Genomic DNA, 23,623 nt, shown 5'->3' with positions numbered 1-23,623 from the left:
AATGTCTGATAATTTATGGGCACTAGCACGAGCGTTTATTATTACTGTGGTTTTCATGCCATTCTTAATTAAATTTTTGAAACAATCCAAAGAACAAGCGGTTATTCGAAAATTGGGACCTGATCACCAGTCAAAAGCTGGCACACCAAGTATGGGTGGTCTCTTGTTTGTTTTAGCTGCAGCGATTAGTGCGTTTATTGGTGGCGCTGCATATCATGGCATGTCTGGTGTTGTTGCTATGATTATTCCTGTATTTGCATTAGTCGCTTATGCTATTATAGGCGGCATTGACGACGCATTGAAACTCATTAATCATGCTGATGATGGGTTTGCCTTTAAGCCCAAACTCCTAGCACAAACCTTAAGTGCAGTAGTTATTATGTTAATCATGTGGCTGTTAGGAGTGCCGTTTACGCTCTATATTCCCATGATTGGAACAATTAATTTAGGGCTTTTCTACTTTGTTTTCCTGTGGTTTTGGTTAGTTGGCTGGTCAAATGCAACCAATTTAACCGATGGGTTAGATGGTTTGCTTGCAGGTAATAGTGTGGTTGTATATGCCGCTTATACAGTTATTGCCATGCATATGCATAACCATATCATTGTTTTATTTAATTTTTCAATTATTGGTGGTTTGTTAGGTTTCTTAATCTTTAATCGACCAAAAGCAAAAATTTTCATGGGTGATACGGGATCGTTGGCTCTGGGTGCTGGTTTAGCTATTGAATCAATTTTGCTTGGGGTACCATTTTCGTTGATCTGGTTTGGTTTGATATTTGTGATTGAGACACTATCAGTGATTATCCAAACAGTCGGTTATCATTTTTGGCATAAAAGAATTTTCCCTATGGCGCCAATCCATCATTCATTTGAGAAGTTTGGTTGGAGCGAATGGCAAATTGATTTGCTATTTTGGATTGTTTCATCAATCTTGGCTGTAGCCGGTATATTCTACATGAATTAACAAGCGATGTATGTCGCGTACATATTAAATTTTTAAGAAATCAGGTTAATGATGAAAATACAAGATTTTAAAAATAAAAAAGTGATGGTATTTGGTTGGGCACGCTCAGGTAAAGCTGCTGCGCAACGTTTAGTAGAGTTGTCAGCCATTGTGACTGTTGTTAATGGTGGCGCATTTGATACCGACGAGACAATTTATCAAAAGTTGCTAGCAGCAGGCGTAACATTTATCAATCATGATGATGATCAAGCAATAGATAAATCATTTGATTTTTTGGTGAAGAATCCTGGCATTCCATATGAAACGGCAATCGTTAAAAAAGCACTTGGTCTTGATATTCCGGTCTTAACAGAAGTTGAAGTGGCGCTAAGTTCGTTTGATGGACGACTCATTGCTGTGACGGGATCAAATGGCAAAACCACAACGACGTCTTTGATACGTGACATGCTAAAGGCAAGTGGACAAACAGTCACAACTGCAGGTAATATTGGCACGCCTGTCAGTGAAGTTGTTGGTCCATTAACTAGCCAAGATACCTTATTACTCGAGTTGTCTAGCTTTCAATTAATGGGCTTACCAGATATTAAACCTGATATTGCACTCATTACCAATATATTTGCTAACCATCTGGATTATCATGGCGATCGGGCACATTACGTTGCTGCCAAATATCAAATTACAAAAAATCAAACAGCAAATCAAAAGTTAATTCTAAATGCGGATGGCGCTGACACCCCAGACTTTGCTGCCAAAACACAAGCACAAGTCGTCTTGTTTTCACGAGATAATTCCTCTGATATGGCATGGACCGATGGCCACGATTTAATTATTGAAGGAGAACATGTTATGCCACTAACAGCAATTAAGTTAGTTGGACCACATAACTTAGAAAATATTTTGGCAGCTATCACCGTCTCTAAAATAGCTGGGGTCACTAATGAGGCTATTAAGTCAGTACTTGAAGTGTTTGGCGGGGTGCCACATCGGTTACAATACCTTTTGACTGAAAATGGGGTTAGATATTATAACGATTCGAAGGCCACTGATATAGAAGCGACACAAACAGCGCTAGATAGTTTTCACGAACCAACAATTTGGTTGGCGGGTGGGCTAGACCGTGGTGACGACTTAACACGATTAATACCAAACTTATCGCATGTTAAGCTAGTCATTGCATTTGGTGAAACGCAACAAAAAGTTGTTGCCATAGCACGTCAAGCACATAAGCCAGTTATTACAGTTACAAGTGTTAAAGAAGCGGTGCCAGTTGCCATCAGTAGTTCTTCAGCTGGAGATGTTGTTTTGCTTTCGCCAGCGGCGGCGAGTTGGGACGAATATCCCAACTTTGAAGTCCGCGGTGATGAATTTGTCAATGAATTGAAAGAAAATTTGGGGGTATAATATGCGTGTTATTTTATCTGGTGGTGGTACAGGTGGTCACATTTATCCAGCACTTGCTTTGGCAGAGGTTATTAAGCAGCATGAACCAGATGCAGAATTTTTGTATGTTGGCTCAGAACGTGGCGTAGAAGCTAATATTGTACCAAAAACGGGAATGGCATTTAAGCAACTTGCAGTTCAGGGTTTTAGTCGATCACTTTCTTTACATAATATTAAAACTGTGCAACTATTCCTGAAAGCGGTCAAAGTATCTAAAAAAATTATTAAAGAGTTTAAACCAGATGTTGTCATTGGCACAGGCGGCTATGTTGCTGGGGCGGTTGTCTATGCTGCACAGCGCATGAATATTCCGACAGTCATTCATGAACAGAACTCTGTTGCAGGTGTAACAAATAAATTTTTAGCACGTGGTGCCACAAAAATCGGTGTGGCCTTCGAAGTTGCCAAGCAACAATTTCCGAGTGAAAAAGTCGTTTTGGTTGGTAACCCAAGAGCACAGCAGGTTGCGCAGTTAAAGTCAACATTTTCATGGCAGACAATTGGCTTGCGGGATGATAAAGCAACGGTACTTATATTTGGTGGGTCTCAAGGGGCGCCAGCCATTAATCTAGCCGTTATCGATGCTATACCAGAATTTAATGAACGTAGCTATCAAGTTGTTATTGTGACTGGACCAAAACGTTACGATAATGTGCTAGATTTATTGCGTGAGAGAAACATTGAGGCCGCTGATAATATTCGTATATTGCCTTATATTGATAATATGCCGAATGTATTAAAGCAAACAGACGCCATTGTATCTCGTGCCGGGGCAACGTCAATTGCTGAAATTACAGCATTGGGAATTCCTTCAATATTAATACCGAGTCTACATGTGACAGGTGATCATCAAACTAAAAATGCACAAAGCTTAGTAGATGTTGGTGCTGCAATTAACATTAATGAATCTGATTTGAATGGACAGAGTTTGATTGCGGCGGTTGACACATTGTTATTAGATGAAAATGTGAGTGATAAGATGGCCGCTCAGGCAACAAAAGTTGGTATGCCAGATGCGGGTGAGCGCTTGTATCAATTAATTTTACAGGCGATGGCTAATAAGAAAGATTAGTGAATTGAATGTTGAACAGTTTAACAACAGAATAATGACTCGGCGACCAAGACAGTTATGGCTTAGTCTCGTTATTTTTGCCATTTTGATTATAGGGACGTTGGCAATCATTCGGCCTTGGCAATCTATTAAACAAGTGACTGTTAACGCCATGGAATTGCCAGACAAAAAGGTGCAGACATACGCGCAAGTCATGGTGGGCACACCTTATTGGCAAGTGGCTGGGCAAACGCAATTTATTGCTGAGCGTCTAGTAAAAAGCAGTGATAAAATTGATTCTGCGCAAGTGAAGCAGCAAGGTACCCATGTGACCATTAAAGTGATCGAAAAAGTAACCGCTGGATATATTCAGAAAAAAGGACAATGGTATCTTATTGATCGCAATGGGTATTTAACAACAATTGGACAACCAAAAGGGGATGCGCCAATTTATGCTGGTTTTCGAACACAGACAGCACTGCAAGAAGTGGCAACGCAATTTGTCACTTTGGAATTGACGTTGCGCCAAAATATAAGTCAGATTACTTTTTCACCAGTCAAAGACAATGCAAAACGATTAGTTATTGTCATGGATGATGGCAACACAGTCTATGCGACACAGGATACTTTTGGCAAGAAGATTAGTTTTTATCCAGGTATTGCCGCCCAGATGCCAGATAAAGGCATTGTTGATTTACAGTTTGGCGCCTATTCATATAAGTATGGGACCAATGCGCAAAAAGATGATAACAAAAAGAAATAATATGTATTAAAAAGTCATAAAATGAAAGCAAATGAAACCAGCTAATTGGTAGCGGGAAGTGCGTCATTTATGATATTATTATTATTAGGTATAATTTATTAAAAAAAATTGTAAAGGGGCACGACGCATGAATAACTCAGGCGTGACAGTTGGTTTAGACATTGGCACAACATCGATTAAAGTTGTCATTGCACAAACAACTGGCAACCAATTCAATGTGATTGGCGCAGGTAATGCACCTTCTCGTGGTTTGCATAAGGGTGTAATTGTTGATATTGATGCAACAGCCGGTGCAATTCGTGAAGCCATTGATCAAGCACAAGAAAAAGCTAATTTTCAAATTAATGAAGTCGTTGCTGGTGTGCCAGCAAACCAAATTGAAATGTTACATGTTGATGGACTCGTTTCCATTGCAAATCAAAATAAACGTATTACGTATGAAGATGTGCAGCACGTTGCACAACAAGCATTGTCAAATAGCTTGCCCTCAGATCGTGATGTAATAGATTTAATCGCTGAAGAATTTAGTGTTGACGGTTTTGATGGTATTAAAGATCCCCACGAAATGATTGGTGTTCGCCTTGAAATGCACGGAACTGCTTACCTTGGGCCAACTAAAATACTAGATAATACACGTATGGCGATCCAAAAAGCTGGCTTGACATTGCGAGAATTCGTGTTGGCTCCATTAGCTGTTGGGACAAGTATCTTAAACGATGGCGAGCAAGACTTTGGCACAGTATTGATTGATTTGGGTGGCGGTCAAACTACTACTTCAATTATTCACGATCGCAAACTGAAATTTAATAGTGTTGACTTAGAGGGTGGTGACAACGTCACAAAAGACATTTCAACTGTATTAAGTACCTCTTATGCCAATGCCGAAAAGCTAAAGCGCGATTATGGGTTTGCTGACCCAACGCAAACAAACGTTAAAAATGAATTTGCAGTTGAAGTTGTTGGTGATGCAACACCTAGAACCGCAAATGAACATTATCTTTCAGAAATTATTGCAGCTCGGCTAGAACAAATTTTTACTAGGGCATTTGAACCATTGAATACTGTAAATGGCTTAAATATGCCTGGTGGCTTTGTTCTTACTGGTGGAAATGCTGCATTACCCCGTATGGTTGATTTTGCAAAAACAATTTTGGGCGAAAATGTGCGTTTATTTGTACCAGATCAAATTGGCTTAAGACATCCATCTTATACTAGAGCAATGGCTTATGCGATGTTTGCATCACGTGAAAGTATGACACAACAAGTGATTAAGCAAGTGATTATGGCACGACATGATGACACAAGTTATGTACAGCCAACGTCACAAGTTACAAGTCAGGCTCCTGTGACTTATATCGAGACTTCCGAGTCAAATACACAAGCACAAGGTTTTGATGAGTATCACTATAATAGTAATCAAGGTAATCAAATAGAGCAGCCTAAAAAAGGTTTCTTTGGGCGCTGGATGCAGACAATTAAAAATTTATTTAGAGAAGACTAGTATAGTTTAAGGAGACAACTCATGGATTTTTCAATTGATGACGCCCAACAAGCAGGCGCAATCATTAAAGTTATCGGTGTTGGTGGCGGCGGTTCTAATGCTGTCAATCACATGATTGAAGAAGGGGTTAACGGTGTTGAATTCATCGTTGCTAATACAGATGTACAGGCTTTGGACAAATCAAAAGCCGACGTTAAAATTCAAATTGGTCCCAAGTTAACTGGTGGTTTGGGTGCTGGTTCTAATCCTGAACGTGGTACAAAAGCCGCAGAAGAAAGTGCCGAAGATATTGCCTCTGCACTTTCAGGCGCAGATATGGTTGTTATCACTGCTGGTATGGGTGGTGGTACTGGAAACGGCGCTGCACCCGTTGTGGCACGTATTGCCAAAGAGCAAGGGGCATTGACAGTTGCCGTTGTAACACGACCATTTAAATGGGAAGGACCAAAGCGCGGTCGTTTTGCAGCTGAAGGGCTCCAAGCACTATCAGAATCAGTTGATTCACTAATTGTTATCACGAACGAACGTTTGAAAGATCGTATTGATTTACGCACACCACTATCAGAAGCCTTTAAGGTGGTTGATGAAGTCGTGGCACAAGGTGTTCGTGGTATTTCAGAATTAATTACTAATCCAGGGTTCATTAATCTGGACTTTGCTGACGTTAAAACAGTTATGCAAGATGCCGGCCCTGCATTAATGGGTGTTGGTCAAGCTAGCGGTGAAACACGTGCTGCTGATGCAACAAAACAGGCAATTTCATCACCATTATTAGAAGTTGATATGTCGGGTGCAGAAGACGTTTTGCTCAACATTACTGGTGGCTTGGACATGTCTTTGTTTGAAGCACAAACAGCTTCTGAAGTTATTGCTCAAGAGGCCGGTCGTGAAGTCAATGTTATTTTTGGTACATCGATTGATGAAAATCTTGAAGATTCAATCCGCGTAACGGTTATTGCAACTGGCCTTCAAAACATTACAAGTGATGGCACGCAAAAGAAGGGGGCTAACCCTAAAGCTAACGCAGCTAGCGTTTTCGGTAATGCGGCTAACACTGATAACAAGACATCAACTTCGGCGCCACAGTCGTCAGTGTTTGAAAAGCCAGCTACGGAGCAGACTAGTCAACTAGTACAACCAACACAAAAAGATCCATTTGCTGATTGGAATATCAGTGGTGCTTCGAAGGATGCTTTTGCAGAAGATAATCGTTTTGACGGTGTGCAAAAGCAGTCATTTGATGTATTCAATACCCCTACATCAAATACTTCATCCGTTGATTTCTCAAGTACAGATGATGATAATGAACAACCACCATTCTTTAAAAAACGTTAAAAAAGGAATCGTGAATTGGTGCAACTAATCATGAATCGTGTCAACTAAGACTAGCGCCTTGATTGCGTTTGAACTATTGGCCACATGACAAGCCCCAGTTGCGTGTTTAAGGAGAAAACATGGCAGTAGTCGACACAATTAAGCGTCTATTTAGTAATGAAGAAGACGATTTATATGAAAAAAATTATGGCAGTACAGCATATCAAGAGCAACCTCAGCCACAGCAGACAGCACAGCGTCAATCGCAACAACAAACAGCGTCTTATTTTGCTGGTCGACAAACAGTGCAACAGTCTGCTATGACGGATCCAAATAATGCAAATAGCAAGATTGCCTTATTTGAACCGAAAGTTTATTCCGATTCGCGTGCTATTGCATCACAGATTTTAGGTGGAGAAGCCGTCATTGTGAATTTTACACAAATTGATGAAGCGCAAGCCAAGCGAATTTTAGATTTTCTAGGTGGTGCAATTTATGCTGTCAATGGCGAAATCGAACGCATTGGACAATCTATTTTCTTAGTCACGCCAGACACGTTTGAAATTTCGGGTACATTGACTGATAATTTAGAACCAAATACAAGGTACTAAGCCTATGCTGGAAATTTTAGATTGGATTATTCGCATTGCACGTTATTATGAGTATGCAATAATTATTTATGTTTTAATGTCATGGCTACCGGGGGCTCAACAGTCTCCAGTGGGTCGGTGGTTAGGTCGCATTGTGTTACCATATCTTAATTTATTTAGAGTCATACCACCGATAGCCGGTATCATTGATATCTCGCCAATTGTTGCTATATTAGCTTGGAATTTTGCAGTCAGTGGCCTAGCACATCTTATCTTATTGTTGGTCTAGTGCGACCATGTCAGATGTTTCTATAGCAATTGAACAGCATTTTAGACCAGATGAGGCAGACTTTATACAACAAGCAGGTGATTGGATAAGACAAAGTCAAGATGAGTATCGGTTTATTTTAACTTACTTTTTAAATCCACGAGAGCAATATATTTTAAAGACACTCGTTAACCGAATGAACGATTTGAAAGTAGTATTTAATGGTGGCGTTGATGGCGCTGAAAGCCAACGAGCAATTATTTCGCCAAACTTTTATTCACCAGAACTTGATGATTTTGAATTAGCTGTGTTCGAGATTAAATATCCAAAAAAGTTTACAACATTACATCATAGTACGATTCTAGGTACTTTAATGCATTCAGGCATTAAACGTGCTATTATTGGGGATATCCTAAATGATGCACAGCAGTGGCAAATTATTGTGGATAAAAAAATGTTAGCTTATATCCAGCAAACAGTTTTGACAGTGGGACGTACCAAAGTATCATTGGTAGCGACAACACTGAATCATGCGATTCAACCCAAGGATGATTGGGAAGAGACCTTTGTATTACTAGCTTCTCTACGTATTGATACGGTAATTGCTACCATTTTTGATTTACCGAGAAGCGTGACGAAAAGTTTGGTTGAACAACAGCAAGTTCGTTTGAATTGGCACACAGTCATTAAGCCGGATACTACTGTGACCGTTGGTGATGTTATTTCTGTACGTGGATATGGTCGTATTCAACCAAAAATGCTTGACGGATTAAGCAAAAAAGATAAAATTAAAACGGTAGTAAATGTTATTCGGCGTTGATTAGCATGGCTATACTGTAATTAAAAGGAGAGTATGATGGCACTAACACCTGACGAAATATTAAATCATGATTTTACTAAGAAAGGCTCTCGTGCTTATATTGCATCCGAAGTTGACGCCTTTTTAGACCAAGTAAACGGTGATTATGAAGCAATTATTGCAGAGCGTGATCGTTTTGCAAATGAAAAGGAACAGTTACAAGTTAAGGTTGATGAGCTAGAAGCTAAGCGTGAGCAAGTTAACCAGTCCATCTTTGTGGCACAAGAAGCGGCTGAGCGCTTGAAAAAAGATGCTGATGCAGAAGTAAAAAAGCAATTAATGCATGCACAAGAGTCAGCCACAAAGATTATTAGTGATGCACGTACAAAAGCTGAGGCAGAAGCCACAAAGTTGGCACAAGAAAATGCTGATTTAGTTGCCGAGCAAAACGAATTACGTCAAGAAGTTGAAAGTTTTAAAGATTCGTTCTTGAAATTATTGACAGTTCAGCGTACACTATTAGACAACGATGAGTTAGCCGAGGCAGTTCATCGTTTGCCAATGGGTCAGGCAACTGCCGCTCGTATTGAAAAAGCTGATTTGAATTCAGCAGCTGAAGCAGCAACTAATGTTGCTGACGAGATAGTTGACGACGCAGCAACGTCTGATACGACGGTTGAACAAGGACCAGTAGTTGTGTTTCCAGAGACGGAAGACACAGCAGATAATAAATCATAAAAAGCGTAACACAGCAAGATTGGCGTACATACGCGCAGCGAGTCATGGTGGTTAGAGATGATCGTCCCTGTAGCCTTTCAGATCAGTTACAAGTTTGTTGAACTGAATTTTAAGTAAGTTCAAACGGTGCAGATCGTTAAAACTGATTTGAGGGTTATTTTATGAGTATAGCCGAATGTATGGGTGGTACCACGCGTAAGCGTCCCTGTGTCGATTGACACAGGGACGCTTTTTTATTTTTTTGATACATAATGATTATTACTGCGATATTAGAGGAGAAACAGTATGAAATATAAAGATACATTAAATCTAGGAAAAACAGGATTTCCCATGCGTGGGTCATTGCCTAAAACAGAACCATTGCGTCAACAAAAATGGTACGATGCCGATTTGTATCAGCAAAGATTATCTCAAAACGAGAAAAAGCCACATTTTAATTTGCATGATGGACCACCATATGCCAATGGAAATATTCATCTCGGTCATGCCTTGAATAAAATCTCCAAAGATATTATTGTGCGCTACAAAAATATGGCTGGTTTTTATGCACCTTATGTTCCTGGGTGGGATACGCATGGTTTGCCTATTGAGCAACAGCTAACTAAGGCAGGGCATGATCGTAAATCAATGCCTAAGGCTGCTTGGCGTAATTTAGCTAAAGACTTTGCTTTGGCTCAAGTCGATAAGCAGCGTAATGACTTTAAACGGTTGGGTATTATGGCAGACTGGCAGCACCCATATATCACGTTACAACCTGAATTTGAAGCCGCACAAGTTCGTGTTTTTGGCGAAATGGCAGGTAAAGGCTATATTTTTAAAGGCTCAAAGCCAGTTTACTGGTCATGGTCATCTGAATCAGCTTTAGCTGAAGCTGAAATTGAATATCACGATATTGATTCAACATCTTTGTACTATGCTAACAGAGTCAAAGATGGTAAAGGTATTTTGGACAATGACACGTATTTTGTTGTTTGGACAACCACGCCATTTACAGTAACAGCATCACGAGGGATTACATTAGGTCCTGACATGTCGTATGCGGTTATTCGACCAGAAGGTGAGACGCGCAAATTTGTTGTGGCAGTTGGTCGTTTAGAAGCTATTGCGCCTAAGTTTGGTTGGACAAATTATGAAACACTGGCAACATATAAGGGACAGGAATTAGACCGCATCACAGCTTATCATCCTTGGGATGAAGCGGCTGAAGAACTTGTTATGAATGCCGACCATGTGACGCTAGATTCTGGTACTGGTTTGGTCCATACAGCACCTGGTTTTGGTGAAGACGATTTTAATGTTGGTAAAACCTATGGTCTCGAAGTCGCTGTGACAGTTGACGAAAAAGGTTACATGACGAAAAGTGCTGGCGCTGATTTTGAAGGCAAGTTTTATGACGATGTTGTCGGTTTAGTAATCAATAAATTAACGGCCGCTAATCTATTTTTAGCCAAAGAAAAAATTACGCATTCTTACCCATTCGATTGGCGTACCAAAAAGCCAATTATCTGGCGTGCAGTGCCGCAATGGTTTGCATCAGTTGAAAAATTCCGTCAAAATATTTTGAATGAATTAGACAATGTGAACTTTTATCCTGAGTGGGGTAAGAAGCGTTTATACAATATGATACGTGATCGCGGTGACTGGGTTATTTCTCGTCAACGCGTGTGGGGCGTGCCATTGCCAATTTTTTATGCCGAAGATCAAACGCCTATTTTAGATCAATCTATAATTAACCATGTGGCAGATTTATTTGAAAAACACGGTTCAAACTATTGGTTTGAACACGAGGCTAAAGATTTATTGCCTGAAGGTTATACGAATGAACATTCACCAAATGGGCTATTCACAAAAGAAGAAGATATTATGGATGTTTGGTTTGACTCTGGTTCATCTTGGGCGGGTGTCATGAACACGCGTGATCAACTTGATTATCCAGCGGATCTCTACTTAGAAGGCTCAGATCAATATCGTGGTTGGTTTAACTCATCTTTGATTACTTCTGTGGCGGCTACTGGACATGCACCATATAAGAATGTGTTATCACAAGGCTTTACATTAGATGGTAAGGGCAATAAGATGTCTAAGTCACTTGGCAATACTATCTCGCCATTAGCTGTTGCTGATCAAATGGGGATTGAAATTTTGCGTCTTTGGACAATTTCTGTTGATACATCGCAAGATATGCCAGTATCAAATGATATTTTGAAACAAGTATCAGAAAGTTATCGTAAAATTCGTAATACGTTGCGCTTCTTAATGGCCAATACTTCTGACTTTAACTATGCAACCGATGCGATTGCTTTTGAAGATAGGGCGGGGCATGATCAATATTTCTCAGTTGTTTTAAATGACTTTGTTAAAGATGTCCGAGCATCATATGATAACTATCAATTTAATGATATTTTTAAGCGCGTCATTAACTTTGTCAATGTTGATTTGTCAGCATTTTACTTGGATATCGCGAAAGATGTTGTTTATGTTGAAGCACCAACTGGCCACGCACGTCGTTCAATGCAAACAGTCTTTTATGATACATTACTAGCCTTGACTAAGTTACTCTTACCAATTTTGCCACATACAGCTGAAGAAGTTTGGGAGTATTTACCAAACGAGAAAACTGAATTTGCCTATTTGTCAGATATGCCTGAAGTGCAAGATTTTGGTGATACACGTGCATTATTGTCACATTGGGCTGACTTTATGTCATTGCGTGATTCCGTGAATAAAGCATTAGAAGAGGCGCGTGCTGCTGAGTTAATCGGTAAAAATGCCGAGGCCGCATTGACATTGTACTTGACACCAGAGCAACAACAATTATTAGCTAATCTCCATGCTGATGTCCGTTTGTTATTAATGGTATCGCAACTGCATATCGAAGATGCTTCTAACGCGTCGGCAATAAAAGATTATGATGGCTTTTTAATTTCAGTACAGCATGCAACGGGTGGTGTTTCACCACGTGATAGAATGTTCCATGAAGATTTAGGCGCCGATCCAGCCTTCCCAGAATTATCAAAACATGAAGCAGAAATTATTCGTGAATTTTATCCCCAAGCTTTGACTGAAGGGTTTGAATAATTTCGACACAACGCAATAACATGGTATTATTGCGTTGTTTTTTTATTTAAATGAAAGCGTTTACATAGTCTTTGGAAAACAGTATAATGAAGGTGTAGCAAATTGATAGTATGACCTAAGGAGAACAAGTATTATGGCAACAAAAACGATTATGTTAGCTTGCGCGGCAGGTATGTCGACTTCATTATTAGTAGCCAATATGCAAAAAGCTGCCGAATCCCAAGGAAAAGATTATGAAATTTTTGCAACATCAACGGCTGATGTTGATGCAAAACTAAATGAAAAACATCCAGATGTCGTTTTACTTGGTCCACAAGTGGCATATATGAAAGAGGAAGTTAAAGGGCAAACTGATAAGGCTGGTATACCGCTTGATGTGATTAATATGATGGATTACGGCATGATGAAAGGTGATAATGTACTTAAAGCAGCAGAAACTTTGATGGGAGTATAGTATGGTAGAAGACGAACGCATGCAAGTCATCATGGGCTTAATTATGCATGGTGGTAACGCCAAATCACAAGCTTTTCAAGCAATTCAACTAGCAAAAGTAGGTGACTTTGATGGTGCAAAAGCTGCCATTGCCCAAGCAGATCAGTCGATTAAAGCAGCTCATGATACGCAAACTGATATGTTGACCAAAGAGGCGCAAGGCGAGCATGCAAAAGTAGATTTATATATGGTTCACGCGCAAGATCACGTTATGAATGGGATTACGTTCCGTGATTTGGCAGTTGAAATGATTGCTATTTATCAAAAGATAACTGATAAATAGGCAAAATAAAAATGGCTTATTACCACTTTATTTCTGGTAAGCGCCATTTTTTTCGTTCTCAAGCTAATTTATACGTTAAATGTTGTGTTATCTAGCCACGCTACGATACAATAGAAGTATTAAAATTTAAGATGGATTAATCACATGACAAATAAAAAAACAGCTTACTACATTGTGACAACTTTGTTTGTTGCTATTGTTCTATTACAGATGCTCATACCATGGCTAGGAATCATGCCATTGGGTGCTTTTATTATTGGCGCAAGTGCTACCATTATACAGTTCACTGTAGCACTGTCAGGTATAATCCTTGGTCCTAAGTATGGCGCAGTCGTGGGTTTCTTTTGGGGCGGTTTATCATTTATTAATGCATTAACACATCCTGGCACGATTGGCTCGTTAATGTTTCAAAATCCGGCGACGGCATTTATTCCGCGTATTTTAGTTGGTTTAGTCATTGGTTGGTTGTTTAATTATTTTTTACGCCAAAGGCCAATAGTGACTCGGACAATTGGTTTAGGCATACTAGGCGTTTTAGCTGCGCTCGTTAACACGGTCGGGGTTGTTATCTTAACCACAATTGGTTTTACTGTGATGCATACGAACTTTACAGGCATTCCCAATCATAATATTTTGAGCTGGTTAATCGGCATTGTATCATTTAATGCCATTTTCGAAATGATTGTTGGCTTTATATTAGTCATGCTCATTGGAAATATATTGTTGCCTATTGCTGAGAGGGCAGGAATTAAGGGGTAAAAAAAGCGACTAGAGCGTGTCTAGTCGCTTTTCTAATGCACTAACCCAGACTCGAACTGGGAGCAAAGACTTAGGAGGTCCCCGTTTTATCCTGTTAAACTATTAGTGCAAGCTATTTTATTATACCGTAAGTCAGTTGAAAAATAAAATGAGACTTGACACATTTTGTTCATTATGTTTTAATAAAAACATCAAATAAAAAAGGGAAAATAACATGGTCAATTCAGCTAAGACAAATGTACAAATTATTATCAGCATTATCATTATTTCGTGATAGGTGCTGACAATTTGTTGAGCCTATCAGATATGATAGGCAGCTGATTTTCATGCAAAAGGCATGCTGCTTAACTTAAGCAGTATGCCTTTTTTATTTTCTAAAGGAAGAGTGAGAATATGGGATTATCATTAGAGCAGCAACAACTAGCACAGAAGTTATACGAGGCCTGGGTGCATAACAAACCATTGCATCGTGACACTTACATCGGTGTGGTGAATGATTTTAAAACAGCCTATGATGTGCAAGACGCTGTTATGGCAAAAAAAAGCGAAGCCACGGCAGGATATAAAGTATCATTAACTTCACCAGAAACACAAGCCATGTTTCATACAGATGCGCCACTTTATGGCGCACAGGTTGCCAGTCGTTTCGTTACCTCGCCTTATACACTCGATTTAACAAAATATAATGAACCACTGGTTGAAGTTGAATTACAATTTACAGCTAAAGCTGATTTAACCCCAGAAATGTCATTAACAGACCTTTTAGCTAACACAACTGTTGCGCCGACTCTGGAAGTACCAGATGCGCGGTTCAAAAACTGGTTTCCTAAGTTAGACAAATTTTTAGTGTTAAGTGATTCAGCAGTCGGTGGTGCTGTTGTTTCCGCTAGGCCACGTGATGGGAAACAAATGACGGTTGATGACTTAGCAACCGTTGAAGCAACGCTTTACCATAATGGCGACAAAGTAGCTTCAGGATTCGGTTCAGAAGTATTAGGGAACCCTTTAGAATCATTACAATGGTTAGTTACAAAACTGGCATCACAAGGTAAATTATTTAAAGCGGGCACGCGTGCTACTACTGGTACATTTTTACTACCGCCAACACTGAGAATAGGCGAGTGGCGCGCGACATTTACCGGCGGCTTTAGTGATGTTGTGTTAAATGTCGTCACGGAGGTGAGCGCTAATGCATGACAAAAAATTAACTTGGCGTGAATTGGTGCTAGTCGCCTCACTTATCTTTGGCATGTTTTTTGGTGCTGGTAATTTAATTTTTCCAGTACAACTTGGTCAACTATCGGGTGGTCATTGGGTATTAGCGACAATTGGCTTTTTAGTAACTGGCACAGTTGTCCCATTTTTAGCCATGCTGGCCGTGAGTGTCACACGTAGTCGTAGTGTTTATGATGTTGCAACGCCCGTAGGCCATTGGTTTGGTCTGGCATTTCTAGTAGCTATTCATTTAACAATTGGGCCATTCTTTGGAACTCCGCGTACGGCTGCAACTGCTTTTTCAATGGGAATCGCACCGTTTATTGCGCCCAAGTATCAAAGTTTGGGTATGTTAATTTTCTCAGCATTATTCTTCGGATTAGCTTATTTTTTAACTGTCAAAGAAACAGGCTTGATGAAGTGGGTTGGCAAGTACTTGAATCCGGTGTTTATGATACTTTTGCTCATCGTCTTATTAATGGCTCTATTTATGCCAATGGGTAACACATCACAAGCTGTTAGTTCAGCCTATCAAAGTCATGCCACCTTTCAGGGTCTATTAGACGGATACAACACGATGGATGGCATTGCCTTGTTAGCTGTGGCTGTTTCTGTTGTTTACGCTGTCAGAGGATTAGGCTTTCGAGACCATCAAGTATCATCTGTTTTAGCAAAAGCAGGCTTGTTAAGCATTGTTGCAGAAGCTATCTTATACACAGCACTTGTTCTATTGGGCGTATCCAGTTTGGGCCAATTTAAAGTTGCGGCAAATGGTGGGGATGCTTTTGCTCAAATTATCGCGCATTATGCAGGTAATTTTGGCACAGCACTAACAGGTGTAGTTGTGACTCTAGCTGTCTTTACGACCGCAATGGGATTATTTGTGTCTTTTGCACAAGATTTACATTTGGCTTTTCCAAAGGTGAGTTATCTATGGTTTTTACGTATTATTGCTTTGGGATCATTTGTCACAGCGAATGCAGGATTAACTAACATTGTGGCTTGGTCTGTACCAGTGTTAATGCTTCTTTATCCTTTTGCATTAGTATTGATTTTATTGTCTTTGACGGGCAAATTTTTCGATAAGTCACCACTAGTTTACCGAAGTGTTGTTGGCTTCGTGGCTATGCCAGCTTTTTTAGATGCTTTAGCTGCTTCTCCCTTCATGTCGAGTCACACCGCACAACAACTTATAGGCGCATATCATCAAGTCGTACCACTATCATCACTTGGTTTTGGTTGGGTTGTACCAGCCTTACTGGGCGCAGTGATGGGCGAAGTATTACTCGGCGCTAGTCGTGTCGCGCAAAGGCAAAATCAAATCATTGAAGGAGACTAATTTAGCATCTGTACTGGTTTCCAGAATAAGTTAATTTTTGTTATAATAGACACAGTAACTAACTTGGAAGGAAGAGCTGTTTGTCAATAATACACAGCTTGAAATAATAATCATGGGAAAATTTGTCGAAATGGATCATCCCCTCATCCAACATAAACTGACAATGATTCGAAACAAAAATGTTGGTACCAAGGATTTTCGTGCATTAGTTGATGAAATTGCAATGTTGATGACTTATGAAGCGAGTCGCGACTTGCAATTAGAAGATGTTGTCGTAGAAACGCCAGTGGCAACAACGACTAAGAAGCAGTTAGCTGGAAAAAAGTTGGCTGTTGTGCCAATTTTACGGGCTGGTTTAGGCATGGTTGATGGCATTGTTCAGTTGATTCCTGCGGCAAAAATAGGCCATATTGGTATGTACCGTGATGAAGAAACATTAGAACCGGTTGAATATTTTATTAAGCTGCCTGAAGATATTGATCAACGTGATGTTTTGCTCGTGGATCCAATGTTGGCAACAGGTGGTTCAGCAAAGGATGCCATTTCGGCATTGAAGAAGCGCGGTGCAAAGCATATCAAATTGATTACACTAGTTTCTGCTCCGGAAGGTGTTAAAGCTGTTCAAGAAGCGCATCCCGATGTTGATATCTATACAGGTTCGCTTGATGAAAAGTTAAATGAGAATGGTTATATTGTCCCAGGTTTGGGGGATGCCGGTGATCGTCTGTTCGGTACGATGTAAAAAAGATAACACAGCTTGTGTTATCTTTTTTTATGAGAATATTCTGATTTTAAATAAAAGTGTTGACATTTTAAATTAACCTATGTATAGTAATACTCATAAAGAAACAGCAAGTAATTGCTCAACAAGGGAGACAGCACATGACTAACACATTCAATAAGCAAGTTAATAACGCACTTCTCCTCAACCTCCTTCTCATCTGAGTCTAGTAGGTTGTTATTTGAGCAAGATCAGCTACTAGACTTTTCGCAAGGTTAGTAGCTGGTTAGGAAAAATACGTGAAAACGTCCTAACGAGCAATCGTTGGGGCGTTTTCTTTGTCTCCAATGATTGCACTGCTCATTTGAAGTGTAAGTAAAGGGAGAAAACATTATGGCACAAAACGCGGTAGCAAATGAACGTCAAATTGACACGGAAAAAATTCAAGAAAAAGTAGGTGAAGCAAAGGAATCAGTTCGAGATTTGGTTTATAACACCTCAGCGGCAGTTTCAAACGCCATTTTAGTAACATTGGGTATGGGCTTGTTGTTACAAACAATCGCTGGTTTTATTCATTGGGCACCAATGGTACAAATGGGGGCAATCACTAAAGTGATGTTGCCAGCAGCTTTTGGAGCCGCAGTTGCATCACAAATGAAAACTAATACAATGGTCATGTTTAGTGCGATGGCAGCGTCAACAGTTGGTGCAAATGCTATATTCTTTAGTAAAACAGCTGTTCAAGGTGTAACAGCCACAGGATTTGCTGGTACACAAGCTGTTGGTTCAACTATTATCACGACTGGACAACCGATATCTGCCGTTATTGCAGCCGTTATTGCTGTTCTGTTCGGTAAATGGTTAAGTGGTAAGACGCCATTAGATATGGTGATTGTCCCAGCGGCAACAACAATTGTGGGTACAGTTAGTGGTTATTACTTGGCAATGGTAACCACACCTGCCTTGGTAGCTATTGGTCACTTCATTGCTTCGAGTGTAGCCATCAACCCAATTATTGGTACGGCTGTAGTAGCCATGGTCTTTGGTGCTTTGACAATGACGCCTGCTTCAGCTGCTGCATTGGCAGTTGCCATTGGCGCGACTGGGGTAACCTCGCCAGAAGCTGCCGGTGCAATTTTAATCGGTACTACTGCTGTGTTTGTTGGTTTTCCAGCCATGTCTTTCCATGAAAATAAAATTGGTGCCACAATTGCACAAGGTATTGTTACACCGAAAATTCAATTTCCAAATTTAACAGAGAACCCAGCACTGATTGTGCCACCAATGATTGGTGCAGCAATTGCGGCGCCCATTGCAACAATGGCATTTCATGTGACGGCCCCATTTGCTATGGCTGGTATTGGCTTTAATTCATTCATTGTCCCCTTGGCATTGGCAGGATCAAATCCCGTTGCTTTTGCTGCTTACATGATTGTTGGGGTTGTCGTGCCGGTGATTGTATCTTTCATCGGTTACCGTGTGATGCGTAAGATGGGTTGGGCAAAGCCAAACCAGTTACATTTGGAAATGATTTAATATAACAAAAAATCTTGGGAGACATATCATGAAAAAAATTATTGCGATTATTGTTGCGTTTGTTGTCGTTGTTGGGGGGGGAATAGGGATTGGCATCGCTAAAAAATCAGCTGATAAATCCAGTACTACCATTAAGATTGGTGGCGTATTTGACACATCAGGTGCCGCGGGGGCTTATGGGCAGGCTGAACAAAAAGGTGCAGACTTTGCTGTTAAACGTATTAATGCTGCTGGTGGCGTTAAGGTTAACGGTAAAACTTATAAGATGCAAATGGTTAACAAAGATAGTAAGTCCGATAATACCGAATCAGCATCAGTGACAACAAACTTGATTAGTAATAACAAGGTAAATGCCATTGTTGGACCCGTGACAACGTCTGCAGTTCAGGCAGCTGTACCAGCAGCGACAAAGGGTAAAACACCCATGATGTCACCAACCGCGGGTGCTGATAATATTACGGTTCAAAAGGATGGTAAGGTACAACCATATGTTTTCCGCGCACAGTTTAAAAATTCATATTTAGGCACTAAAATGGCGCAATTCACAACGGACACAGTGAAGGCTAAAGATGTCGTGATCTTCCAAGATAACTCTTCAGATTATGGTACAGGTATTACTAATGCTTTTAAGAAAGCTTATAAGGGCAATATTGTTGAGACGGATTCATATCAAGCTGGTGACAAAGACTTTCAAGCAATGTTGACTAAGATTAAGAACAAAAAATTCGATGCCATTGTGATTAACGGCTATTATACAGAAGCAGGGGCTATTTTGAAGCAGGCACGAGATATGGGTATTAATGTACCAGTAATTGGACCTGATGGCTTGGGCGATCCAAAGTTGGCAGAAATTGCTGGTAATCAAAATACAAGTAATGTTTACTATGCTGCACACTTTTCAACGCAGGCGCCAGCGACAGATGCTGCAACACCATTCGTAACAGAGTATAAGAAAGCCTATAATCAAGAGCCATCACAATTTACAGCTTTGGCTTACGATGCTGTTTATATGATTAAACAAGCTATTGAAGATGAAAAGTCTACTGACAAAATGAAAATCACTGAAGGATTAGCTAAAATTAAAAACTTCAATGGTGTCACAGGGAAAATGACCATGGATGATTTTCATAATCCTAAAAAGTCAATTGTAATGGTTGGGGTAACAAATGGGAAAGATACCACAGCTACTGTGGTTAAATAAAGGTAAGTGCCTTGTCAAATATCATACAACAACTGATCAACGGTATTATTTTAGGTAGTGTCTATGCATTGCTAGCATTGGGCTATACCATGGTTTATGGCATTATTAAGTTAATTAACTTTGCACATGGCGATGTGTATATGTTAGGCGCTTATTTTGGTTATTTCTTTATTCAAGTCTTGCACCTTAATTTTTTCATTGCTTTAGTGTTATCAATGGCTGTTAGTGCGTTACTTGGTATGTTAATTGAATTCGTAGCCTATCGACCTTTGCGTCATTCACCACGAATTGCTGTCTTAATTTCGGCTTTAGGCGTTTCTTTTTTACTTGAAAATGGTATGAGTTATTTTTACGGCTCTGACAAAAAAGCATTTCCACAAGCAATTCGTACTATCCAATATCATATTGGCAGTTTACAAATTTCAAATATTCAGCTGTTGATTATTTCAACGGCTATCACGTTAATGATTCTTTTAACAATTATTGTGCAAAAAACTAAAATGGGGCGTGCCATGCGTGCTGTGTCTGCTGATCAAGAAGCAGCCATTTTAATGGGCATCGATGTTAACCGAACAATTTCATTTACGTTTGCTATTGGGTCGGCATTGGCCGCTGCTGGTGGGGTGTTGATTGGTCTATATTACAACAATATTGATCCGCTAATGGGGATGACACCAGGTATTAAGGCTTTTGTTGCTGCTGTTTTAGGAGGAATTGGTTTAATTCCGGGCGCAGCTTTAGGAGGATGGTTAATTGGTATCTTAGAAACCATGACGCAGGCTATTGGGCTATCAGACTATAAAGATGCGGTGGTCTATGCTATCTTGATTATTATTCTGCTCTTTAAGCCAACAGGTATTTTGGGTAAAAACAAGCGGGAGAAGGTTTAAACGCATGGATAGAAAACATCTAAAATATACTTTGACTTGGGCACTGCTTATCACGATGCTCTTTGTACTAATTGAATTATTAACTGTATTCGATATTATTGGGCAGTATGGTATCACAACAATTGTGTTAATTGGCATCAATTTAATCGCCGCAGTTGGTCTTAATTTGGTGATTGGCATGTCGGGTCAATTTTCACTGGGTCACGCAGGCTTCATGGCTATCGGTGCTTATGCGACAGCATTAATGACGACAGCATTACCATCAATTTATGGATTTATACTGAGTTTATTAGTTGGCGGCTTAATTAGTGGACTTGTGGCATTGGCTGTCGGTATACCAACGTTAAGGCTACGCGGCGATTATTTAGCTATTGCGACACTAGGGGTCTCAGAAATTATTCGAATCATTATTATTAATATGAAAATCACGCGTGGCCCTGCAGGTATATTTGGCATACCTGCCTTTGTCAATTGGCAGATGGTATTTGTCCTAAGTGTTATAGTAATTATCATTGTGGTCAATTTTGTGCGTAGTACAAGCGGGCAAGCAATTATAGCTGTACGAGATAATGATATTGCAGCAGAGTCATTAGGTATTAATACGACAAAATACAAAGTCATGGCATTCGTAGCCGGGGCAATACTGGCAGCGATTGCAGGTGGCTTACGTGCGAGCTTCATTCAATCAGTATCGCCACAAGATTATACATTTATGCAGAGCATCACTATTCTGATTATTGTTGTGCTTGGTGGTATTGGTTCGATTAGTGGTACCGTGGTAACGGCAATAATATTGGGCGTTCTCGATGTCATTTTACAAAATTTTGGGACACTACGTATGGTTATTTATGCCTTAGTCTTGATTATTGTGATGATTTTTAGACCAAAAGGGTTATTAGGAACCACGGAATTTTCGTTACAAAAGTTGCTATTTGATTCAGGAGGATCACATGACCACAACGATTCTAAAAACGCACGATCTTAGTATTAAATTTGGTGGGGTTACTGCGGTTGATTGTGTCAATATTGAAGCACATGATAATGAGTTGATTGGTTTAATTGGGCCAAATGGTGCCGGCAAAACGACACTATTTAACTTATTAACTGGTGTTTATCAACCAACACACGGCACGGTATCACTTTTTAATGGTGAAAAGTTGGCTCAAGTTAATCACGTGTCAGCTTATAAAAGAGCTCAGTTAGGCATTGCTCGCACATTTCAAAATATTCGTTTATTTAAAACACGTACGGTGATTGAGAATGTTTTAATTGCTATGACAAATCAAACGGCAGCCAAAACAATTCACGCTATTTTTAGAACGCCAAGCTTTTATCAACACGAAGCGAAAAAACGCCAACATGCTATGGCTCTGCTTGACATTTTTAATATGGCACATGTGGCTGATGAATTAGCAAGCAATTTACCTTATGGGCAACAGCGTCGTTTAGAAATCGTTCGCGCATTAGCTACAAATCCAAAAATATTGTTTCTTGATGAACCGGCTGCTGGTATGAATCCACAAGAAACCGCTGCACTAACAGCTTTAATTAAGCAAATTCAACAGCAATTCCAATTAACGATTATTTTAATTGAACACGATATGAATTTGGTCATGACGGTGAGTCAGCGTGTGTATGTTCTAGAATATGGCAAAATCTTAGCAACGGGGACGCCAACAGAAATTCAACAAAATCCAGCAGTGATTAAAGCTTATTTGGGGGACGATATGCCATGACACAATTACTAACAGTTAATAATTTAAGTGTCAATTATGGTGCAATCAAAGCAGTCCAAGGTGTCAGCTTGTCAGTTAATCGTGGTGAAATTGTGACATTGATTGGGGCAAATGGTGCTGGGAAAAGTACAATTTTGCGAACAATAGCTGGGCTCGAAAAAGTAGCTAGTGGCCTTATTACTTTTGAAAATCAAGGGTTCAATCGTATGCCTTCTGATAAACGTGTCCAAAATGGTGTTGTGTTAGTGCCTGAAGGTAGACGTGTTTTTCCAGGAATGACGGTACAAGAAAATCTCCAATTAGGTGCATTTTCAGTCAAAGATAAACATCAAGTACATGCCGCCTTTGATACTGTGTATGAACAATTTCCCATTTTAAAAGCGCGTTTAAATCAGGATGCTGCAACATTATCAGGTGGCGAGCAACAAATGCTGGCTATTGGCCGTGCCCTGATGGCTAATCCAAAGATGATTTTATTGGATGAACCATCTATGGGCCTGGCACCGTTATATATTCAAAAAATATTTGATATTATTGAAAATATACGTAACCGTGGTGTCACAGTGCTAGTTATTGAACAAAATGCAGCACAAGCACTACGCATTGCTGATAGGGGATATGTTATAGAAAGTGGTAAAATTATTGCCACGGATACCGGAGAAGCTTTATTAGTATCTGATGATGTGAAACGCGCTTATTTAGGTAGTGACGTTTTAATTAAATGAAACGTTTGACATTAAAATCTTTTATTGGTATCATAAAAATAACTTAGAAGAGATGATACTTATTATTATGGTAGCAAAAGAGAGCCGATAATTGCTGAGATAAAGGCCTGCCTGGATAAGTTGATGGTCTTGGAGTGTCATTGTCGTGAGCAAATCCCCGGTACAAGGTTTGGGATAAGGTTAGCGATTATCGGTTCAGCGCGATATAGCTCCATTTAA

At 39.9% G+C, this 23,623-nt stretch carries 23 protein-coding genes and 1 tRNA gene; 23 read left to right on the top strand and 1 reads right to left on the bottom strand.

Features of this window, described 5'->3' with window-relative positions; all coding sequences use genetic code 11:
• The first annotated feature begins 1 nt into the window (after position 1).
• From mraY to FGL72_RS05690, 14 genes are all read left to right on the top strand, one after another.
• Positions 2-964 (top strand): phospho-N-acetylmuramoyl-pentapeptide-transferase, encoded by a 963-nt coding sequence (gene mraY / locus FGL72_RS05755; RefSeq protein ID WP_004900482.1) that lies wholly within the window; start codon positions 2-4, stop codon positions 962-964.
• Between the two features lie 51 nt (positions 965-1,015).
• Complete coding sequence (gene murD / locus FGL72_RS05750) at positions 1,016-2,365, top strand: UDP-N-acetylmuramoyl-L-alanine--D-glutamate ligase (protein WP_146992974.1); 1,350 nt, start codon at positions 1,016-1,018, stop codon at positions 2,363-2,365.
• Position 2,366: 1 nt separating this feature from the next.
• Positions 2,367-3,476: an undecaprenyldiphospho-muramoylpentapeptide beta-N-acetylglucosaminyltransferase gene (murG, locus tag FGL72_RS05745; RefSeq protein WP_085698828.1), complete on the top strand. Its 1,110-nt coding sequence runs from the start codon at positions 2,367-2,369 to the stop codon at positions 3,474-3,476.
• 31 nt (positions 3,477-3,507) lie between these two features.
• On the top strand, positions 3,508-4,218 hold the full coding sequence (locus FGL72_RS05740) for a cell division protein FtsQ/DivIB (protein ID WP_186727993.1): 711 nt from the start codon (positions 3,508-3,510) through the stop codon (positions 4,216-4,218).
• A gap of 127 nt (positions 4,219-4,345) precedes the next feature.
• The gene (gene ftsA / locus FGL72_RS05735; RefSeq protein ID WP_004900473.1) at positions 4,346-5,719 is read left to right on the top strand and encodes a cell division protein FtsA; all 1,374 of its coding nucleotides are present in this window, start codon (positions 4,346-4,348) and stop codon (positions 5,717-5,719) included.
• A 21-nt stretch (positions 5,720-5,740) separates the two neighbouring features.
• The gene (ftsZ, locus tag FGL72_RS05730; RefSeq protein WP_085698834.1) at positions 5,741-7,054 is read left to right on the top strand and encodes a cell division protein FtsZ; all 1,314 of its coding nucleotides are present in this window, start codon (positions 5,741-5,743) and stop codon (positions 7,052-7,054) included.
• A gap of 119 nt (positions 7,055-7,173) precedes the next feature.
• Complete coding sequence (locus FGL72_RS05725) at positions 7,174-7,644, top strand: cell division protein SepF (RefSeq protein ID WP_004900466.1); 471 nt, start codon at positions 7,174-7,176, stop codon at positions 7,642-7,644.
• A 4-nt stretch (positions 7,645-7,648) separates the two neighbouring features.
• Positions 7,649-7,912 carry a YggT family protein gene (locus tag FGL72_RS05720; RefSeq protein ID WP_004900463.1) on the top strand — a complete coding sequence of 88 codons (264 nt, stop codon included), beginning with the start codon at positions 7,649-7,651 and terminating at the stop codon, positions 7,910-7,912.
• A 7-nt stretch (positions 7,913-7,919) separates the two neighbouring features.
• The gene (locus tag FGL72_RS05715; protein WP_004904253.1) at positions 7,920-8,711 is read left to right on the top strand and encodes a YlmH family RNA-binding protein; all 792 of its coding nucleotides are present in this window, start codon (positions 7,920-7,922) and stop codon (positions 8,709-8,711) included.
• 36 nt (positions 8,712-8,747) lie between these two features.
• Complete coding sequence (locus FGL72_RS05710; protein ID WP_085698836.1) at positions 8,748-9,428, top strand: DivIVA domain-containing protein; 681 nt, start codon at positions 8,748-8,750, stop codon at positions 9,426-9,428.
• Positions 9,429-9,713: 285 nt separating this feature from the next.
• Positions 9,714-12,506 (top strand): isoleucine--tRNA ligase, encoded by a 2,793-nt coding sequence (gene ileS, locus FGL72_RS05705; RefSeq protein ID WP_146992845.1) that lies wholly within the window; start codon positions 9,714-9,716, stop codon positions 12,504-12,506.
• A 133-nt stretch (positions 12,507-12,639) separates the two neighbouring features.
• On the top strand, positions 12,640-12,960 hold the full coding sequence (locus FGL72_RS05700) for a PTS sugar transporter subunit IIB (protein ID WP_004900450.1): 321 nt from the start codon (positions 12,640-12,642) through the stop codon (positions 12,958-12,960).
• 1 nt (position 12,961) lies between these two features.
• Positions 12,962-13,282, top strand: a complete 321-nt coding sequence (locus FGL72_RS05695; protein WP_004900446.1) for a PTS lactose/cellobiose transporter subunit IIA — start codon at positions 12,962-12,964, stop codon at positions 13,280-13,282.
• Between the two features lie 144 nt (positions 13,283-13,426).
• Positions 13,427-14,041, top strand: a complete 615-nt coding sequence (locus FGL72_RS05690) for an ECF transporter S component (protein ID WP_085698842.1) — start codon at positions 13,427-13,429, stop codon at positions 14,039-14,041.
• A gap of 36 nt (positions 14,042-14,077) precedes the next feature.
• Here the strand turns inward: FGL72_RS05690 and FGL72_RS05685 are convergent.
• Positions 14,078-14,150 (bottom strand) — tRNA-Arg (locus tag FGL72_RS05685).
• A gap of 284 nt (positions 14,151-14,434) precedes the next feature.
• Between FGL72_RS05685 and FGL72_RS05680 the strand changes: the two genes are divergently transcribed.
• The 9 genes from FGL72_RS05680 to FGL72_RS05640 all read left to right on the top strand — a co-directional run bounded on the left by FGL72_RS05680 (position 14,435) and on the right by FGL72_RS05640 (position 23,404).
• Positions 14,435-15,238, top strand: a complete 804-nt coding sequence (locus FGL72_RS05680) for a 2-keto-4-pentenoate hydratase (RefSeq protein ID WP_004908082.1) — start codon at positions 14,435-14,437, stop codon at positions 15,236-15,238.
• Positions 15,231-16,595, top strand: coding sequence for a branched-chain amino acid transport system II carrier protein (gene brnQ / locus FGL72_RS05675; protein ID WP_099044953.1), 1,365 nt, complete (start codon positions 15,231-15,233; stop codon positions 16,593-16,595). The genes FGL72_RS05680 and brnQ overlap by 8 nt, the downstream gene beginning before the upstream one ends.
• Positions 16,596-16,707: 112 nt before the next feature.
• Positions 16,708-17,337: a uracil phosphoribosyltransferase gene (upp, locus tag FGL72_RS05670; RefSeq protein ID WP_036058363.1), complete on the top strand. Its 630-nt coding sequence runs from the start codon at positions 16,708-16,710 to the stop codon at positions 17,335-17,337.
• A 372-nt stretch (positions 17,338-17,709) separates the two neighbouring features.
• The gene (locus tag FGL72_RS05665) at positions 17,710-18,852 is read left to right on the top strand and encodes a PTS sugar transporter subunit IIC (RefSeq protein WP_004904244.1); all 1,143 of its coding nucleotides are present in this window, start codon (positions 17,710-17,712) and stop codon (positions 18,850-18,852) included.
• Between the two features lie 28 nt (positions 18,853-18,880).
• A complete protein-coding gene (locus FGL72_RS05660) occupies positions 18,881-20,053 on the top strand; it encodes an ABC transporter substrate-binding protein (protein WP_085698846.1) in 1,173 nt (390 codons plus the stop codon).
• 11 nt (positions 20,054-20,064) lie between these two features.
• Positions 20,065-20,943, top strand: coding sequence for a branched-chain amino acid ABC transporter permease (locus tag FGL72_RS05655; protein ID WP_004900420.1), 879 nt, complete (start codon positions 20,065-20,067; stop codon positions 20,941-20,943).
• 4 nt (positions 20,944-20,947) lie between these two features.
• Complete coding sequence (locus FGL72_RS05650) at positions 20,948-21,928, top strand: branched-chain amino acid ABC transporter permease (protein WP_004900416.1); 981 nt, start codon at positions 20,948-20,950, stop codon at positions 21,926-21,928.
• A complete protein-coding gene (locus FGL72_RS05645; RefSeq protein WP_085698848.1) occupies positions 21,894-22,679 on the top strand; it encodes an ABC transporter ATP-binding protein in 786 nt (261 codons plus the stop codon). The genes FGL72_RS05650 and FGL72_RS05645 overlap by 35 nt, the downstream gene beginning before the upstream one ends.
• Positions 22,676-23,404: an ABC transporter ATP-binding protein gene (locus FGL72_RS05640; protein ID WP_004900410.1), complete on the top strand. Its 729-nt coding sequence runs from the start codon at positions 22,676-22,678 to the stop codon at positions 23,402-23,404. The genes FGL72_RS05645 and FGL72_RS05640 overlap by 4 nt, the downstream gene beginning before the upstream one ends.
• Positions 23,405-23,623 lie beyond the last annotated feature (219 nt).

The organism is Leuconostoc citreum (genome assembly GCF_007954785.1).
GTDB classification, from domain to species: Bacteria; Bacillota; Bacilli; order Lactobacillales; family Lactobacillaceae; genus Leuconostoc; species Leuconostoc citreum.
The sequence above is the reverse complement of the archived record's forward strand: the minus strand, read 5'-3'. Positions and strand labels throughout refer to the sequence as shown.

Coding starts and splice junctions, on each gene's coding strand:
- mraY (WP_004900482.1), top strand. CDS start 2: ATGTCTGATAATTTATGGGCACTAGCACGAGCGTTTATTATTACTGTG.
- murD (WP_146992974.1), top strand. CDS start 1,016: ATGAAAATACAAGATTTTAAAAATAAAAAAGTGATGGTATTTGGTTGG.
- murG (WP_085698828.1), top strand. CDS start 2,367: ATGCGTGTTATTTTATCTGGTGGTGGTACAGGTGGTCACATTTATCCA.
- ftsA (WP_004900473.1), top strand. CDS start 4,346: ATGAATAACTCAGGCGTGACAGTTGGTTTAGACATTGGCACAACATCG.
- ftsZ (WP_085698834.1), top strand. CDS start 5,741: ATGGATTTTTCAATTGATGACGCCCAACAAGCAGGCGCAATCATTAAA.
- FGL72_RS05725 (WP_004900466.1), top strand. CDS start 7,174: ATGGCAGTAGTCGACACAATTAAGCGTCTATTTAGTAATGAAGAAGAC.
- FGL72_RS05720 (WP_004900463.1), top strand. CDS start 7,649: ATGCTGGAAATTTTAGATTGGATTATTCGCATTGCACGTTATTATGAG.
- FGL72_RS05715 (WP_004904253.1), top strand. CDS start 7,920: ATGTCAGATGTTTCTATAGCAATTGAACAGCATTTTAGACCAGATGAG.
- FGL72_RS05710 (WP_085698836.1), top strand. CDS start 8,748: ATGGCACTAACACCTGACGAAATATTAAATCATGATTTTACTAAGAAA.
- ileS (WP_146992845.1), top strand. CDS start 9,714: ATGAAATATAAAGATACATTAAATCTAGGAAAAACAGGATTTCCCATG.
- FGL72_RS05700 (WP_004900450.1), top strand. CDS start 12,640: ATGGCAACAAAAACGATTATGTTAGCTTGCGCGGCAGGTATGTCGACT.
- FGL72_RS05695 (WP_004900446.1), top strand. CDS start 12,962: ATGGTAGAAGACGAACGCATGCAAGTCATCATGGGCTTAATTATGCAT.
- FGL72_RS05690 (WP_085698842.1), top strand. CDS start 13,427: ATGACAAATAAAAAAACAGCTTACTACATTGTGACAACTTTGTTTGTT.
- FGL72_RS05680 (WP_004908082.1), top strand. CDS start 14,435: ATGGGATTATCATTAGAGCAGCAACAACTAGCACAGAAGTTATACGAG.
- brnQ (WP_099044953.1), top strand. CDS start 15,231: ATGCATGACAAAAAATTAACTTGGCGTGAATTGGTGCTAGTCGCCTCA.
- upp (WP_036058363.1), top strand. CDS start 16,708: ATGGGAAAATTTGTCGAAATGGATCATCCCCTCATCCAACATAAACTG.
- FGL72_RS05665 (WP_004904244.1), top strand. CDS start 17,710: ATGGCACAAAACGCGGTAGCAAATGAACGTCAAATTGACACGGAAAAA.
- FGL72_RS05660 (WP_085698846.1), top strand. CDS start 18,881: ATGAAAAAAATTATTGCGATTATTGTTGCGTTTGTTGTCGTTGTTGGG.
- FGL72_RS05650 (WP_004900416.1), top strand. CDS start 20,948: ATGGATAGAAAACATCTAAAATATACTTTGACTTGGGCACTGCTTATC.
- FGL72_RS05645 (WP_085698848.1), top strand. CDS start 21,894: ATGACCACAACGATTCTAAAAACGCACGATCTTAGTATTAAATTTGGT.
- FGL72_RS05640 (WP_004900410.1), top strand. CDS start 22,676: ATGACACAATTACTAACAGTTAATAATTTAAGTGTCAATTATGGTGCA.